Source organism: Sediminibacterium ginsengisoli (assembly GCF_900167075.1).
Lineage (GTDB): Bacteria > Bacteroidota > Bacteroidia > Chitinophagales > Chitinophagaceae > Sediminibacterium > Sediminibacterium ginsengisoli.
This window is the reverse complement of the sequence record NZ_FUWH01000008.1, coordinates 138320-154359: the sequence shown is the minus strand read 5'-3', so window position 1 is coordinate 154359 and position 16040 is coordinate 138320. Positions and strand designations below refer to the sequence as shown.

The following is a 16040-nucleotide window of genomic DNA, read 5'->3' as shown; positions in this document are numbered from 1 at the left end:
TATGAAAAGACTGCTTTTTCTCGTGCTGGCATTGTGGGCAGCAGAAACCCATGCCCAGGATTATAATGTTGCCTCTATACCGGATTCCCTTGTTCAGCATGCAGATGTTGTAAAAAGATTTGAGGAGCTGCATGTTACCATCAAAGGCATCGATAAAGCCGTGGTACGCCACCGCTATGCCATCACCATTCTCAACGAAAATGGTGATGATGCTGCCAGCTACAGTAACGCTTATACAAAACTGATCTCACTGGGCGATATATCCGGTAAGTTGTATGATGCGGGCGGAAAACTGCTGAAGACTGTACGCAGGAAAGACATCGCCGACCGCAGCGCCAACGATGATGAAAGCCTGCTCACCGATGCCCGTTACAAGAGCTTTACTTTTTACCACAAGATCTATCCCTATACTGTAGAATTTGAAGACGAACAGGTGTACGACGGTATTTATTTTCTACCCATATGGCAGCCTGTGGAAGACGAAAAATATGCAGTGCAGCAAAGCCGGCTGATTGTAGAAACGCCTTCAGATTATGGATTACGTTACAAACAGCAGAACTATGCCTTACAACCGGTTATTGCCGATAACAGTAAAGTAAAAACATATACCTGGCAACTGGCAAACCTGAAAGGAATAGAAGCAGAGCCATACCAGCCCGACTGGCAGGAGATTACTCCTACTGTACACATAGCGCCAACACAGTTTGTGATTGGTGGCTATAAAGGCGATATGAGCACCTGGTCGGGCTTCGGGCGTTTTGTAGCCGATCTTAACCGTAACCGAGACGAATTACCTGAATCCGTAAAACAGGAAGTGCAGGCTCTGGTAAAAGGTCTCAGTTCCAATGATGAAAAAATAGATGCACTCTACCGTTACATGCAGCAGCGCACGCGTTATATCAGTATTCAGCTGGGCATAGGAAGCTGGCAGCCTTTTGAAGCTAAATATGTAGCTGAGAAAAAATACGGCGATTGTAAAGCACTCAGCAACTATATGGTAAGCCTGCTGAAAGAAGCGGGTATCCCGGCCTATTATACATTGATCACATCAGGAGCGGGGCGTAAAGGGTTGCGTGAAGATTTCCCGGCTCCTTATTTTAATCATGCCGTAGTCTGTGTTCCGGGTGCAAAAGATACCACCTGGCTGGAGTGTACGAGCCAGACGGTGAGTACCGGATACATGGGTTCATCTACCGGCAACCGCAAAGCACTGATGATAACTGAAAAAGGAGGTGAAGTGGTTTACTCTCCGGTTTATAAAGCCGCAGATAACAGCCAGTTACGGGTTGTTACCGCAACGGTTGATGAAACGGGAACCCTTACGGCAGATATCAATACGCATTTTACCGGATCGCAGCAGGAGCTGTCGCATAGTCTGCTGCATCATGCTACCCAGGCAGAGAGGGATAAATACCTGAACCGGGAACTGAACCTGCCTACTTATAAAGTTGAAAAGATCAATTATACGGAAACCCGCGGCAAGATCCCGGCTATGGATGAAATACTTCGTATCACATCCAGCGGGTATGCATCTATTACGGGAAAAAGACTTTTTATCACACCCAATCTCTTCAATCGTGTGTCAAGGCTTCCTGCTGATAAGCCCAGGCAATATGATATCGAATTCAGATCGGCTTATGTGGATGTGGACAGTATCCTGATCACCATCCCCGATGGTTATACACTGGAGGCTTTACCCAAACCGGCAGATATCACCAATCGGTTTGGCCGTTACAGCATTAACTGCACCGTTACAGGTAACCGCATCATACTGGTAAGAAAGCACCAGCAGGACGCAGGTAAATTTCCGGCGGGTGATTACCCTGAACTGGTAAAGTACTTCGAAGAATTATATAAAGCCGACCGTGCCAGGGTAGTGCTGGTTAAAAAAGAATCTTAAACAAAGCGATTACCTGCATGCAGACGGGATCACCGCATCGATCGCGTCCTTGATGCTCATCACCAGTTCCTTTTTTTCTTCACTGAGCGTTCCCTTGGTAAGAACAATAAAGGCATAACCACGGCATTTGTCTATAAGTGGCCAGGTGCCGAAAAGTCCGGGTGCAGAGAGTATAGTTGCTTTGCCGTTTTCATCGGTTTCCTGTATCCAGGCACCCATGCCGTAATTGAAGCCGGTTAAAGCTTTAGGTGCATATTTAATCATGGCAGGAGTGGTTTGGGCGGTCTCCATTTCTGCGATGGCTTTCTCGCTTAAAATGCGTTTACCATTGAATGTGCCTTTGTTGAGGATCATCGACAGGAAATTGATATAATCGCCTGCTGAAGATATAGCTCCGGCAGTGGGGTTTACTGCGCTGAAACTTGAGAACGACGTATTACGCATCATCAGTGGCCTTGTAATCCGCTCCTGCATGAGCTGCTCGAATCCGCGGCGCGTAATGATTTCCAGTATTCTCGCTGCAATATCCGGTCCCACCTGGCTATACCGGAACTCGAGACCGGGATTGGATGCAATCTCGCGGGAAGAGGCAAAATCGGCCACTTCCTCATCCAGGGTTGCGTATTTTTTCCGGTCCAGAAAGGATTTCTGCGAACGGACAGGGTCCGAATCGATGCCGGTCAGGTGCGCAAGGCAGTGCCGGATCGTGATATAGCCTTTCGAATATTTAGCATAAACAGGAAGGTATTTGCTGATCTTATCATCCAGCGACAGCTTGCCCTCATCCACAAAAGTCATTACCAGCGCTGCCGTAAGCCAGTTACTGCTTGCCGTAACCGGCACCTGCGCTTTGGCATTCAACTCACCGAGGATCTTCTGGTAAATGATCTTACCGTCTTTTTGCACCAGTACCACCGCATTACCTTCAAGCTCTTTTTTAGCCTGCTCTATTTTACGGTCGGCTTCACTGAAATCATACTGTGCCCGGGTGAACTGAAAGAATAGCAGGAAAACCAATACCAGACTGACTTTCATGCAGTTTTTTTGAAGATTGACAGACATATTTTCCGATTTAACGCCTTTAATGAATAGGGGAGAGAGTTAGAACAATTTTTGCGTACAAATTATGACTTCAGCCGCAAACCGCGAAAGAAGTTTAAATACAAACCCGTTAAAACATCCGTAAAGGAATCAATAAGATATGAACCTGAATAACTATACCATCAAGGCCCAGGAGACCATCCAGGCCGCCCAGCAGGTTGCTTTTAACAATGGCAACCCGGCTATTGAAACCGAGCACCTTCTGAAAGCGTTGCTGGCAGATAAGGACAGCCCGGTGGAATTTTTATTGAAGAAGAACAACGTCAATCCTTCTTTTGCCGAAAGCAAGGCCGATGAAGCCATCGCACGTTTGCCCAAAGCCCAGGGTGCAGAGCCAGCTCAGCAGCTGGGGCGTGAACTCAACACGGCTTTACTCAAAGCAAATGCTGCACTGAGCGAATTCAAGGATGAATTTATCACTCCCGAACACCTGTTGCTCGGCCTGTTAAGAACGAATGATGCCACAGCTAAAACATTGAAAGCGGCGGGGCTTACCGAGAACGGTCTTGTTACCGCCATCAAAGATCTGCGCAAGGGAGACTCCATCAAATCGCAGACCCAGGAAGCACAGATCAATGCCCTGAACAAATATGCCAAGAACCTGAACGAAATGGCAAGGCAGGGCAAGCTCGATCCGGTGATCGGTCGTGACGAAGAGATCAGGAGAACATTGCATATCCTCTCCCGCAGAAGCAAGAACAACCCGATCCTCGTGGGTGAGCCTGGTGTTGGTAAAACAGCCATCGCCGAAGGCCTGGCCATGCGTATCGTAAACGGCGACGTACCGGAAAACCTGAAATCAAAAACCATATTTGCACTCGACATGGGCCAGCTGATCGCCGGCGCCAAGTACAAGGGTGAATTTGAAGAAAGGCTGAAAGGTGTTGTAAAGGAAGTGGCAGAAAGTGATGGTGAACTGATCCTCTTTATAGATGAGATTCATACCCTCGTAGGTGCCGGTGGCGGAGAAGGAGCCATGGATGCCGCAAATATCCTTAAGCCGGCACTGGCCAGGGGCGAACTGAGGGCGATCGGTGCTACCACGCTGAACGAATACCAGAAATATTTTGAAAAAGACAAAGCACTGGAACGCCGTTTCCAGAAAGTGATGATCGAAGAACCATCGGTGGAAGATGCGGTATCGATCCTTCGCGGACTGAAAGACCGTTACGAAACGCACCACCATGTAAGGATCAAGGATGAAGCGATCATTGCAGCGGTTGAACTGTCGAGCAGGTATATCACAGATCGTTTCCTGCCGGATAAAGCCATTGACCTGATAGACGAAAGCGCGGCAAAACTGCGCCTGGAAATGAACTCGATGCCGGAAGAACTGGATAAACTCGAAAGGCAGATCCGCCAGCTTGAAATTGAAAGGGAAGCCATCAAACGCGAGAACGATGATGAGAAGCTGAAAGACCTGAATATCGATATCAGTAATCTCAGCGTTGAAAGAGACACCCTGAAGGCAAAATGGCGGGAAGAAAAAGAAGTTGTTGAAAAAATACAGAACGCAAAAGCAGGCATAGAAGGCCTGAAACTGGAAGCTGAACAGGCAGAACGGAACGGGGAATACGGCAAAGTAGCCGAGATACGTTACGGAAAAATGAAAGAACAGGAAGCGCTGATAGAAGAATATACAAAGCAGCTGGATGAACTCAGCAAACACAGCCGCCGCCTGATGAAGGAAGAAGTAGATGCGGAAGATATAGCCGCCAGCATTGCCAAAGCAACCGGCATTCCGGTAGCGAAAATGATGCAGGGCGAACGGGAAAAATTGCTGCATCTGGAAGAAGAATTGCATAACAGGGTAGTAGGACAGGACGAAGCCATCAGCGCCGTAGCAGATGCGATCCGAAGGAGCCGTGCCGGTTTGCAGGATCCCAAAAAACCGATCGGTTCATTTATATTCCTCGGTACTACCGGTGTAGGTAAAACAGAGCTGGCCAAAGCGCTTGCCGAATACCTCTTCGATGATGAAAGCATGATGACCCGTATCGACATGAGCGAATACCAGGAAAAACATACCGTTTCACGCCTGGTAGGTGCGCCTCCCGGATACGTGGGTTATGATGAAGGCGGACAGCTCACAGAAGCGGTGAGAAGAAAACCTTACAGCGTAGTGCTGCTCGATGAAATCGAAAAAGCGCACCCGGATGTATGGAACATCTTGCTGCAGGTGCTGGATGATGGCCGCCTGACCGATAACAAAGGACGCGTGGTGAATTTTAAGAATACCATCATCATCATGACGAGCAATATCGGCAGCCACCTGATACAGGATGCATTCGATAACGTGGATGAAAAGAACGTGGAAGACGCCACAGATAAAGCAAAGACCGATGTGATGAACCTGCTTCGCCAGACCATCAGGCCGGAATTCCTGAACCGTGTGGATGAGATCATCATGTTCAGCCCGTTGTTGAAAAAACAGATTACCGGCATCGTAAAGATCCAGCTGGATGGCCTGAAGAAGATGGTGGCACAGAATGGAATAGAACTGGAATTCAGCGATTACCTGCTCGATTTCCTTTCAGAACAGGGTTATGATCCGCAGTTCGGTGCAAGACCGCTGAAAAGGCTGATCCAGAAACAGATCGTGAACAGTTTAAGTAAAAGGATACTGGCAGGAGATATCGATAAAACCAAAAAAGTACTGGTAGATGTGTTTGATGGAATTGTGGTATTCAGGAATGAGGAATAAGTGCGGATGAAGTACTTTTTAAAAAAGCCGGCATATTTGCCGGCTCTTTTGTTTGTAGGGTATATTAAAGCGAATCTTTATTTTTGGACATGCATCGTTTTACCGCCACGATAGAACAGTTTGCCGAACAGGGCGAAAAGACCGGCTGGACCTATATCGATGTTCCCGCAGAAGTTACCGAAGCCCTGATGCCCGGTACAAAAAAAGCTTTCCGTGTGAAAGGAAAGATTGATGCGATGCCCATTAAAGGTGTTGCACTGGTGCCAATGGGCGGAGGCCGCTATATCCTTGCCATCAATGCCACGATGCGGAGAGAACTTCGTAAAAAGAAAGGCGGCATGGTGTCAGTACAGCTTGCAGTAGATAAAGCGCCGCTCGAAATACCTGCAGCTTTTGCGGAATGTCTTGCAGATGAACCCCAGGCACGCGCAGTTTTTGATGCATTGAAGCAATCACATCGTAATTATTATATTAAATGGATCACCGGTGTTAAAAGTGATGCGGCCGTGGCAAAACGTATCAGCGCAGTGATCACGGCCTTACTGAAAAACCAGGATTTTGTTGAAATGATGCGTGCTATGAAAGCTGAAAAGGAATTCCGGTAATTATTGATGTATCAGCCTGTACATCAGAATTGCCGCACGGTGTATCAGTATGGGGAATTCCTTCAGGTTGATGGTTTCGCCAGGCGCATGAGAACCTCGCCCTGAAGCGCCTAATCCATCTATCGCATCTGCATAGGCAGCTACATAAGAAATATCCCCTGCACCCCGCGAACCGGGATCGCCTGCATAGGTCCGGCCAATACCCATATCGCGCGAAACACTGTCGATCAGTTTTACCAATTGATCATTTCCTTTGGTTGGTTCCATGGCAGGAATACCATCATGAAATTGTAATGTTGATTTGGTTCCGGGCAAACTTGCCGCTGCAATCGTTTTCATTTTTACCCGGGCTGCATCACGTTGTGTTGCCGTCAGAAACCTCAGGTCGCCGGTTACAGTCACAGCAGGTGAAATGATATTGGTTTTACCGATCGCTCTTGCCTCTGCCTTCTGTGCATCAAAAGAAGTTTCTGACCCGCCTGCAATCAACCCGGGATTGAACGTAAGGTATTTTTCTCCCGCCAGCTGCTCCCTGAAACTGTTCAGTATACGCGCTGCTTCATAAATAGCGCCATAACCTGCGCCCTGACTGAAAACACCGGAAGAGTGGCCGGTTTTTGCAGTCACCGTCAGGCGCCAGTCGCTCGTACCCCGCCTTGCTGTTGCAACATTGCGCAGTCCCGCTGCGCCTTCAAATCCAAGTATAACATCAGCGCTCTTAGCACGTTCAATAAAATCTGCCCTGCTCACGCCGGACGGCTTACCGGAATTCTCTTCATCGCCCGTCATATACACAACAACAGAAGCATCATTCAGCAGTCCTGCCGCTTCCAGTGCCCGCAGCGCCATTACGATCACTACATCGCCACCTTTCATATCATTTACGCCCTGGCCGGTAGCTGTAGAATCGTTCAGTTTGCTGTAGGGTGCGAAAGGCATATCAGGCTCAAATACGGTATCCAGATGCCCGATCAGGAAAAGTTTTTTGCCTTTCTTTCCTTTGCGGGTTGCTACCAGGTGCCCGGCCCTGTTCAGCGAATCGGGGAGATTGATCCACTCGGTATTAAAGCCGATCTGCGAAAGCGCCTTGTTAAAAACAGCACCTGTCTTTTTAACACCTTCTTTGTTGAGTGTTCCGCTGTTGATATTAACTGCATCGGCCAGTAGCTGTTCTGCTTCGCCCATATGCGCATTGATATAGGCAACAAGCTTTTTTTCATGCTCGGAAAGCTGCGAAAAAATTTTTTTGCAGGGAAGCAACACAAGCAGCAGGAACGGTATCTTTTTCATGTGATCGGTATTGATGACCGGAAAGATAGGAATAATAACAGGGTGGGGCAATCATTACACCGCTGCCACTGAAACAATTCAACTTAACAAATACGGGTACCGCTTTGGTCAGTGTTATATGCATTGATAGGAAATACTTATTGCCTTGCCCGCTCATTAAACTGTGCAAATGGTATAATGCTACTTTAAACTAAACAAAATGAAACAAAAAAACATCCTCGTTGTGGCATGCGTTGCCATAGTTGCTGCCCTTTCATTCGTTGCCTGCAAGAAAGACCAGTCGGCCCAGATGCCGCAGGGTAAACAGGAATTTTCGCTGTACATGACAGACGGCCCGGGCTTTTTTGACCAGGTGCTGGTAGAGATCCGCTCGGTGCAGGTGCTGGTAGATACCGGGAAAGATACACGCCGTAATGATACCTGTAACTGGGACAGGATAGGGGCAACACCTAACCGCAGACCTGATTCCTCACTCGTATGGCAGGACCTGGGTGTAAGTCCGGGTGTATATGATATCATGAACCTGCGTAATGGTGTTGATACACTGCTGTCTAAAATCATGATACCCAAGGGAGCGATCAGGCTGATCCGCATCCTGTTCGGTACACAGAACAATGCACTTGTAAAAGACGGGGTAACCTACCCGCTGAAATGGCCCGCCGGTACTTCAGATTATGTCCTGATCAAACTGAAAGGTCATGAAGCAGACGAATACCTGACCGGCAGAACCCGTCTCTGGCTCGATTTTGATATCAACAGGTCTGTGACTGTAGGCCTGAACAATTACTTCTACCTGCGTCCGTTCTTCCATTTCTTCGTAACTAAGAACTCGGGAAGTGTTGCTGGTAAAATAGAACCGAAAGATGCCAAAGCAGTTCTTACACTGGTGAGCGGAACAGATACGGCTTACGGTCTTCCCGATAAAGACGGGCGTTTCAAGATCCGTGGTCTTAACGACGGAACCTATTCTCTGTTTATCAACGGGTCTTCTGCTTATGCAGATACCACCATCAACAATATAAAAGTGACCGCACCCAAGGAAACATCCATTGGAGCGATTGGTCTGCGGCGTAAATAACACTTTTAACGGTGCAAACAAAAAAGGACACGGCCGTGTCCTTTTTTTGTTTGCCGGATTTCGCCTTAAATAAGCACCTTTGCCCTAAATACACATTTTATGGCTTCCAATCGTAAAGCCGCGATAGGGTTCATTTTTATTACGCTGCTGATTGATGTAACAGGACTCGGGATCATTATTCCTGTAATGCCCAAGCTTATCGAACAATTACTGCATACCAATGATGTAAGCCTTGCTTCACAGTATGGCGGCTGGCTTACATTCGCCTATGCCATTATGCAGTTTCTTTTTGCACCGGTACTGGGCAACCTGAGCGACCGTTATGGCCGCAGACCGGTACTGCTGTTTTCATTGTTGGGTTTCGGGATCGATTACCTGTTCCTTTCTTTTGCACCATCCATTGCCTGGCTATTTGTGGGCAGGATCATTGCAGGGATCACAGGAGCCAGCTTTACTACAGCGTCAGCTTATATTGCCGATATCAGTACAGAGAAGAACCGCGCACAGAATTTCGGTATGATCGGTGCGGCTTTCGGGTTGGGATTTATATTGGGGCCATTGCTGGGCGGACTTCTGGGTGAGCTTGGTCCGCGTATTCCTTTTATCGTGGCAGCAGCGCTGGCTTTACTCAACTGCATCTATGGTTATTTTGTGCTGCCGGAATCTCTGGATGAACAGCACCGCAGACCATTCGAATGGCGCCGTGCAAATCCTGTAGGCTCGCTGATGCAGTTGAGGAAATACCCGGCTGTATCAGGACTGGTAATGTCTCTTGTGCTGGTATATGTTGCGTCTCACGCGGTTCAGAGCAACTGGAGTTTTTTCAATATAGAGAAATTCAAATGGGGGCCGAAGATGATCGGCATTTCCCTCGGAATTGTAGGGCTGCTGGTAGGCGTGGTGCAGGGTGGACTCGTACGCGTGGTGAATCCGAAGATCGGTAATGAAAAAAGCGTTTACGTAGGACTCGGATTATATGCACTCGGGTTGCTGTTGTTTGCTTTTGCGAGCCAGAGCTGGATGATGTTTGTCTTCCTGGTACCTTATTGTCTCGGTGGTATTGCCGGACCGGCTTTACAGTCGATCATTTCCGGGCATGTTCCGCCGAACGAGCAGGGTGAATTACAGGGGGCGCTTACAAGTCTGATGAGTGCTACATCCATTATAGGTCCGCCTATGATGACCAACCTGTTTGCTTATTTTACCAAACCAACGGCACCCGTTTATTTTCCCGGCTCTGCATTTTTGCTGGGTGCTATCCTCATGATGGGAAGCGCTATCTGGGCTTATATGGCATTGAAAGACGAAAAAAAACATTTATCGTAAATAAAACCCGCTCATACATATTTGCTGTGCGGCTTCTGTGATTGATTTTATCTTGACAGGATAAACAATCCTGCAGCAAGATGAAAACATATTTTAAACCGGCATACTGGATCGCATTCCTGGCCCTGTGTATGGTGATGGGCGAACTGCATGAACAGGCGCATATACAAACAGGTTTCGGGTTATGCGGCTGCTATGGCGAACGCAATTTTAATGTCTGGACAACCTGTTCCGCATGTAGTGGTAACAGTTATTTCGCAACACTGGCCGGGCCACTATTCTCTTATCTCGTTTACTGGATCTGTGTTTACTGCATTCGTAATGCATCAACGGTTACAGGTAAATGGTATGCACTCGCTGTTCTTTTCGCAACACTTCCCTTTGCGCGCATATTTACTGCTGTAATGGGTGGCGGAGATGAGAAAGTGTTTATCGCCGCGGTAACAGGAGGGAGCCTGCCTGTTATTGCCGTACGTATACTGGCGATACTGGTGGTATTGTTGTTCTGCCTGCCGCCGATCCTTATTGCGGCAAAACAATTGCCGGCAAAACGTAAATGGTTATACCTGGTGGGATTGAATATTGGTCCGCTGTTGTTTGCCATGTTATGGCAATGGAAGGTTATGAACAAAGTACTAGCGGCGGGAGTGCTGGCGCAACCTTATGCAGGAACCGCTTTGCTGATATGGATCCATCTGGCAGTAATGCTGGTATTGTTTTATTGTTTCAGGCGAAAACTTCTTCCGCAGCAGGCATAAACGAACAACGCCCCTTTTTGAAAGGGGCATTATTCGTTGAGATTTATTTACAGGGAATGTTATTTTGTTTTTGTCTTGAACCAGCTGTCGCGCATTTTTTTCATGGCATCAGTTACTGTTTTCCCTGACTGTTCAAAAGGTACCAGCGTATAAGAAATCTGTTCTTTCAGTGTAAGCACTGTTGTCTTTTCTGTACCACGGTGTTTGTAAGTAATGGTTATTTTATCGCCCGGTTTTTTCGACTGGATATAATTGTTGAAATCTGCGCTCGATTTTACCGCTGTTTCATCCAGTTTGAGAATTTCATCGTTGATGTCCAGTCCTGCTTCATAAGCGGCGGTGCCACGTGTGGTATTTCTTGAGATCACCAGTTTATTCTGTTCGTCGGGCTGTGGCACGGTGCCTGCTGTGGCTTTGCCTTCGGTGCTGTTTTTGAAATCATAACCAGCTTTGCTGAAAAGGGCAGCGTAATCAATAGCTTCATGGCCATTGATGTATTTGCGGAAGAAATCAGCGGCAAATGCAGCATCAGAAACAGAAGCAAGCGTTTCCTGCATGGCAGGGATGGTGTAAGGGATCTCGGTTTTTCCAAAACGCTTCCACATCGCCTGCATAAAAACATCTATACTCTTGCCATAACGGCTTTGCAGTTCCAGGTCAAGCGCCAGTGCAATAGCAGCGCCGTAAGTGTAGTAGGAAGTGAACATGTTGCCATAGTTGTTTTTATCTATGGATACAGCCGCATCAACAAAAACTGCATGATTACTTGCATCAACGGGAGAGTAGAACCTGCCGCCAGGGCTGTTCAGTTTGGTGGAAGCAAGGCCCGACATGGTAGCCAACTGGCTGCGCTCTTCTTTAAGGCCAGCTCTGGCAAGTATCAGATCGCCGTAATATTGGGTGAAACCTTCGGCACACCAGAGCTCATTGCTCATATTGCTTTTTTCGAAATTGAATGGTTCAAGTGTTTTAGGCCTGATGCGCTCAACGTTCCAGTTATGGAAATATTCATGGGAGGTAACCCCCTGGAGGCGGTTCGCATTAAAGCCGTTCATGGTAGTAGAGATCATGGTAGAGTTTCGGTGTTCCATACCATCGCCGAATACATAAGGGGTGGCGCTTACAATAAAAGTATAAGTGCCGTAATCGTATGCCGGATATTCGCCGAATACTTCTTTAGCCTCGGCAACAATGCGTTTTACTTTGGAAACATATTCTTCCACCTGATCGGCAGTTGCATTGGCTTCCAGTGCAACCCTGATGGTAAAGCTTTTTCCGTCGGCGTTGCTTACTGTCCATTCTTTGATCACAAGATCGCCGATTTTGGTCGGGCTGTCGAAGAAATACTGCAGACCCGGAGCAGTGAATGTACCAGGTTTGGAAGTAGGCACCAGCTGCGTGGCATAAATGCCCTTGTTTTCTTTCGGAAGATCAAAACTGATCTCGATCGGTGCTTTTTCCTGGCCTTTCATCCACATAAAACAGGCAGGCATATTCAGATGGATGCTTTCAGGATCGATACCTGCGTAAGTACCATCGGGGTAGTTGGCGTATAAAGTGTAGGAAAGGGTGACAGTACCGGTGTGTTTGGCAACTTCATATACATCGCCGTCGATCCTTTTAACTGCCAGTGCATTTCCTTTCAGGTCTTTTGCGCTCACATCATATACATTTTTCCCGAATTCATGAGTTGCATATCGGCCCGGGGAAGAACGGCTCATTCTGAATACGGCAGGCTGAAGGGGAATACCACTGGCAGTAAGCTCTATATGTGCTTCGTGGTGAACGGCATTAGGGAAAGAAACCTTGTATTGCATTTTCTGTGCATGCAATCCATAGTACAAAAGCAGTGATAAAGAAAGGGACAGGATCTTTTTCATCGGATCGTTTTAAAAATGTGAAGGTTGCGTTAATTGCTAAAGATAAGCTAAGGAAAGATTAAAAAATGATTCTCCCCGCGGAGCTTTATGAGCGGTTGAACCTATTGTAAATCAACAGCGCCGGCGTTTCACGACCTGATTAGCGCCTTATTAGAAATGACGGTTGGAAGCACATTAATTAGGAAGAAGCGGTGATTAACCTTACCTTTGCCCCTCATTTATACAAATTTTACAAATGGACACACAAATTCAGGGAACTGTAAAGTTCTTTAACGAAGAAAAAGGTTTTGGTTTTATTAAGCATGATAACTCCAGTCAAGAAACTTTCGTACATGCTAATGGCCTGATCGATCAGATCGAAGCTAACGACAGGGTTGTTTTTGATATCCAGGAAGGACGTAAAGGACCTAACGCAGTTAACGTTAAACGCATCTAATTTACGATCGTAAACATCTCTTATAGAAAAAGCCCTGCAAGTGTCTTGCGGGGCTTTTCTTTTGAGCTATTACCGGATTCGCGCCCGGATAAGGTTTTACCTGTTCTGTACGGTACAGACAAGCGGAGATCAGTTTTGTTTGAGCGCAAGATCCAGGAAATTGGGAAGAACATGGTTATGCGTCCAGAGGATCTTGTCCGGATCCTGCAGCTGCTCGATCATGCTTTGCCACTTAGGTTCGCCGTGATTTTCAATAACGGTCTGTTTCTTATCATCGCGCAGCAGGTACATCCGCATCCCCTCTGCATCTGCTTCCGGGTGGAACTGTGTACCAACAAAATAAGGATTGAAACGGATACCCATGATGGCTCTTTCATAAGGCACATGCGGCCGGTCTTTCTCTATTGCCAGGATGCTGGCGCCCATGGCTTCCATTTTTTCATTATCAGGTTCGATCACCTGAAAATCCCTGCTGTCTACACTGTAAAACGGATCCTGCAGTCCGCGGAACACCGGCTCGTGAACGCCTTCTTCCAGCAGGTGAACCGGGAATACGCCAAATGCGGTGGAATTACGTTTACAAACGTTTGCAAGACCATAATGACGACAGGCAAGCTGGAAACTGTGGCAGATAAAGAACACATGTTTTTTAGGTTGTTCACTGTTCTTATTCCAGTTTTCAATAGCTCCCAGCCATGAAAAATACCGTTCCTCCCATTCGCTGCCCTCACTGTCGAGCGGAGAACCGGGGCCGCCGCTCGATATATACATGTCAAAAGAAGTATCGGGCACTTCCAGTTTACTGCGCACATCAAATTCTTCATAAACCAGGTCTGTTCCATTAGCGGATCCCCAGTGGTCTATGATCTCCCTGATGCAGCGCATGCCCTGGTTGGGCTGCCCTTCATAAAGATCGAGTATCGCAATTTTTTTTGTAGCAGACATTGGTGAACGCCTTCACTTGTTTCGGCGCTGGAAACTTTAGAAGTATGAAAGATTGGTTTTCGGGGTCAACTCCAGCAGGGTATGATACATCAGTCTGATCGTTTCTTCGATGTCTTTCCTGTGCAGCATTTCCACGGTTGTGTGCATGTACCGTAACGGGATCGAGATCAGTACGGAAGGACAACCATCGTTTGCATAAGCGAAACTATCCGTATCTGTACCGGTGCTGCGGCTGAGCGTGCGGAACTGAACCGGGATCTCGTTCTTTTCTGCTACTTTCTCCACCAATTGCAGCAGCTTGTTATGGATAGCAGGTGCATAAGCAAGTGATGGCCCTTTACCACACTGGATATCGCCTTCGATGATCTTGTTGATCATGGGGGTACTGGTATCATGTGTTACATCGGTAATAATGGCTACATCCGGTTTGATGCGGCGTGCAATCATTTCTGCTCCCCGCAGCCCGATCTCTTCCTGCACCGCATTCACCACATAAAGACCGAAAGGAAGCTTTTTCTTATTCTCATGCAGCAGCCTTGCTACTTCCGCAATCATGAAACCTCCCACACGGTTATCGAATGCCCTTGCGATGTAAAAGTCGTACGACAGTTCATCGAACCCTTCTTCATAGGTAACAACGGCACCTACATGAATACCCAGGTCTTCCACTTCTTTTTTACTCCTTGCACCGCAGTCGAGGCAAAGGTTCTCTACTTTCGGCTGCTGCTCTTTCTGATCGCCGCCTAACCTGGTATGGATGGCCGGCCAGCCGAAAACTGCTTTAACCGGTCCTTTTTTGCCATGGATCCACACGCGTTTGGCCGGCGCTACCTGGTGGTCTACACCGCCGTTGCGTTTGAGGTAGATCAGGCCCTGGTCGTTGATATAATTCACAAACCAGCTGATCTCATCTGCATGCGCTTCTATCACTACCTTGAAAGGGGCTGTAGGATTGATTACTCCAACGGCCGTACCGTAAGGGTCTGTAAAAATGGTGTCGGTATACGGTTTAACATAGTCCAGCCACACACGCTGACCCGCGCTTTCAAAACCTACGGGAGATGCGGTGTTGAGGTAATTCTTTAAAAAAACCATTGACTGGTCTGTCAGGATCGATTTTGCTTTTGTCTTCTGTGTTTTCGTTTTTGCCATGATCTTTTGTTTTAAGTGGCTGCAGGAACTGGTGGAAGATTACCACAGGAGCATTCCCGCAATGCCACAGAGTGCTTTTACAAGCATGAGCCCGTCTATGATCGCAAGATAATAGAGAATGCTTTTACGCCGCTGCATAGACAAGGTCACAAATATCAGCAATATAAAGGGAATGGTGTTAACGGCGATACGTCCGGCCGGGAAACGGCTGAAAACTGCGAAACTTAAAAAAGTTCCTAATCCTATGATTGTCAATGGTATAATGATAAAAAACAGTGTCCTGCGCAGGCCGATCCTCACCACAAAAGTTTTGAGTTGCTGGTTGTGATCGGCTGCATAATCCTTAAAATCGAACATGATGCAGAGCATGGTGATATACATCAGGTTCTTGATGAACAGGAGCAGGTTAAAAATTCCCGGGTTATAGGGTTCCCCGCTTTCTATGCTTTTGAACAGCACAGGATAAACCGTAACAGTTCCTGCCCATACAAAGCCGATCACAAAAGGTTTGAGCCAGCCGTTATTGCGGAGATTATGGGTACTTTTCCCCGGCGCAACACTGCCATAGTACAAGGCTCCCGTTACCGGGAATATGGCGGTTGCCAGCCATTGCCATACCGTTGCCTGTATGATATGTGAACCGGAACGGAATAATAAAATAAGGATACAGGCCGCAACGATACAGGTCAGCATCACCTGCGATGCACGTACGAATGACCGGTTATCGCGGTACCATTCTGCGCGCTTATTACCGCTTTTTACCGGGGCTTCTGCTATATAGGCATGTGTGTAATACAGCGTACAGGCTGCAAAAACCAATATATAATAAACAGGTGTGTTGAGCTTGTAACCCTGCTGCAGACTG

Annotated in this window: 13 protein-coding genes; 7 read left to right on the top strand and 6 right to left on the bottom strand. The window is 47.3% G+C overall.

Annotated elements, in window-relative coordinates; all coding sequences use genetic code 11:
• The first annotated feature begins 1 nt into the window (after nt 1).
• Nucleotides 2-1900: a DUF3857 domain-containing transglutaminase family protein gene (locus B5D42_RS13630; RefSeq protein WP_078832067.1), complete on the top strand. Its 1899-nt coding sequence runs from the start codon at nt 2-4 to the stop codon at nt 1898-1900.
• A gap of 9 nt (nt 1901-1909) precedes the next feature.
• Here the strand turns inward: B5D42_RS13630 and B5D42_RS13625 are convergent, their stop codons facing one another.
• The gene (locus B5D42_RS13625; protein ID WP_176113019.1) at nt 1910-2935 is read right to left on the bottom strand and encodes a serine hydrolase domain-containing protein; all 1026 of its coding nucleotides are present in this window, start codon (nt 2933-2935) and stop codon (nt 1910-1912) included.
• A 166-nt stretch (nt 2936-3101) separates the two neighbouring features.
• Between B5D42_RS13625 and clpB the strand changes: the two genes are divergently transcribed.
• Nucleotides 3102-5705, top strand: coding sequence for an ATP-dependent chaperone ClpB (gene clpB, locus B5D42_RS13620; protein WP_078832065.1), 2604 nt, complete (start codon nt 3102-3104; stop codon nt 5703-5705).
• 89 nt (nt 5706-5794) lie between these two features.
• Entirely contained in the window at nt 5795-6310 is a 516-nt protein-coding gene (locus B5D42_RS13615; RefSeq protein ID WP_078832064.1) for a YdeI/OmpD-associated family protein, read from the top strand.
• Here the strand turns inward: B5D42_RS13615 and B5D42_RS13610 are convergent, their stop codons facing one another.
• Nucleotides 6311-7600: a M20/M25/M40 family metallo-hydrolase gene (locus B5D42_RS13610; protein WP_078832063.1), complete on the bottom strand. Its 1290-nt coding sequence runs from the start codon at nt 7598-7600 to the stop codon at nt 6311-6313.
• 199 nt (nt 7601-7799) lie between these two features.
• Between B5D42_RS13610 and B5D42_RS13605 the strand changes: the two genes are divergently transcribed.
• The 3 genes from B5D42_RS13605 to B5D42_RS13595 all read left to right on the top strand — a co-directional run bounded on the left by B5D42_RS13605 (nt 7800) and on the right by B5D42_RS13595 (nt 10762).
• On the top strand, nt 7800-8678 hold the full coding sequence (locus B5D42_RS13605; RefSeq protein ID WP_078832062.1) for a DUF4382 domain-containing protein: 879 nt from the start codon (nt 7800-7802) through the stop codon (nt 8676-8678).
• Between the two features lie 99 nt (nt 8679-8777).
• Entirely contained in the window at nt 8778-10004 is a 1227-nt protein-coding gene (locus B5D42_RS13600) for a TCR/Tet family MFS transporter (RefSeq protein ID WP_078832061.1), read from the top strand.
• 80 nt (nt 10005-10084) lie between these two features.
• Nucleotides 10085-10762 carry a hypothetical protein gene (locus B5D42_RS13595; RefSeq protein ID WP_078832060.1) on the top strand — a complete coding sequence of 226 codons (678 nt, stop codon included), beginning with the start codon at nt 10085-10087 and terminating at the stop codon, nt 10760-10762.
• A 59-nt stretch (nt 10763-10821) separates the two neighbouring features.
• Here B5D42_RS13595 and B5D42_RS13590 read toward each other — a convergent pair whose 3' ends face one another.
• Complete coding sequence (locus B5D42_RS13590; protein WP_078832059.1) at nt 10822-12642, bottom strand: M61 family metallopeptidase; 1821 nt, start codon at nt 12640-12642, stop codon at nt 10822-10824.
• A gap of 235 nt (nt 12643-12877) precedes the next feature.
• Between B5D42_RS13590 and B5D42_RS13585 the strand changes: the two genes are divergently transcribed.
• The gene (locus B5D42_RS13585) at nt 12878-13078 is read left to right on the top strand and encodes a cold-shock protein (protein WP_078832058.1); all 201 of its coding nucleotides are present in this window, start codon (nt 12878-12880) and stop codon (nt 13076-13078) included.
• A 129-nt stretch (nt 13079-13207) separates the two neighbouring features.
• Here B5D42_RS13585 and B5D42_RS13580 read toward each other — a convergent pair whose 3' ends face one another.
• From B5D42_RS13580 to B5D42_RS13570, 3 genes are read right to left on the bottom strand one after another with little or no spacing between them, the layout of a single operon-like run.
• Nucleotides 13208-14023 (bottom strand): type 1 glutamine amidotransferase, encoded by an 816-nt coding sequence (locus tag B5D42_RS13580; RefSeq protein ID WP_078832057.1) that lies wholly within the window; start codon nt 14021-14023, stop codon nt 13208-13210.
• Between the two features lie 36 nt (nt 14024-14059).
• A complete protein-coding gene (locus tag B5D42_RS13575; RefSeq protein ID WP_078832056.1) occupies nt 14060-15175 on the bottom strand; it encodes a M42 family metallopeptidase in 1116 nt (371 codons plus the stop codon).
• A gap of 39 nt (nt 15176-15214) precedes the next feature.
• A complete protein-coding gene (locus tag B5D42_RS13570) occupies nt 15215-15994 on the bottom strand; it encodes a UbiA prenyltransferase family protein (protein WP_078832055.1) in 780 nt (259 codons plus the stop codon).
• Nucleotides 15995-16040: the final 46 nt, after the last annotated feature.